We start from the raw sequence: 944 nt of genomic DNA, 5'->3' as shown, positions 1-944 counted from the left end.
GACGTCCGCCAGCGCCGCCGTGAGGAACGCGAGCGCGCCCGTCAGCGCGAGCCGCAGGCCCACCAGCGGCTCGAAGACCGTGAGGACCACCGCGAGCGGCAGCACGAACAGCGCGACCGGCACGAAGGCCACCGCGAGGACGCCGCAGACGGCGAGCAGCAGTGCCGCGCCCGAAGGGAGCGGCGCGAGCGACATCAGCGTGAGGCGGTCCTCCCGTCCGTCGAGGTGGTCCGCGAGGAGCCGCAGGGTGAGGACGCCGCTCAGGAAGGCGACGGCGAGCAGGAAGCCCGGCGCGCCGCCCGCGAGGCGCGGGTTCTCGTAGGCGCGGCTCGTGACGATCGCGACGGAGAAGACGAACGCGAGGAACAGCGCGCCCAGCAGCACCGTGAGCAGGAACGCGCGCCGCCACGTCCGGTTCGGGACGAGACCGCGCAGCGTGTGACGCGCGTCCCACAGGGCGAAACGCGTGAGGTCAGCCGCCCGCGACACCGTCACCCTCCCGGGCCTCGAAGAAACGCTCGAAGCGGTGCGCGGCGAAGAAGGCGTCCGCGTCCTCGCCCTCGGTGAGGTGCCCGTCCTCCAGCAGGTGGATCCGGCGGACGTAGGCGTGCAGCACGTCCGGCGCGTGCGAGCTCAGGACGAGCGTGCCGCCGCCCTCCACGTACTCGTCGAGCAGGTGACGCAGCGCCACCACCGACGGGTAGTCGAGCCCGCTCGTGGGCTCGTCGAGCAGCAGCAGGCGCGGCTCGACGAGCAGGCCCACCACGACGTTCGCCTTCTGCTTCATGCCGCGCGACAGGTCCTGGAAGCTTTTCGCGCGGTGCACGCCGAGGTCGAGCCGGTCGAGCAGCGCGTCCGCCCGCTCGCGCGCCGTCCGCGCGGGCAGGCCCCACAGCAGCGCGAAGGCCGCGAGGTTCTCCTCCAGCGTGAGACGCGGGTACAGC

The 944-nt window shown here is 73.3% G+C and carries 2 protein-coding genes; both read right to left on the bottom strand.

Features of this window, described 5'->3' with window-relative positions; translation table 11 throughout:
• On the bottom strand, positions 1 to 489 hold a 489-nt coding region (locus tag DEIPI_RS39350), incomplete at its 3' end, for a hypothetical protein (protein WP_027481585.1).
• Positions 473 to 944, bottom strand: a 472-nt coding sequence (locus tag DEIPI_RS29800; protein ID WP_045233969.1) for an ATP-binding cassette domain-containing protein, incomplete at its 5' end; no start/stop codon positions are given. The genes DEIPI_RS29800 and DEIPI_RS39350, both read right to left, overlap by 17 nt.

It is taken from the genome of Deinococcus pimensis DSM 21231, assembly GCF_000519345.1.
Lineage (GTDB): Bacteria > Deinococcota > Deinococci > Deinococcales > Deinococcaceae > Deinococcus_A > Deinococcus_A pimensis.
This window is presented reverse-complemented; position numbering and strand designations above follow the sequence as displayed.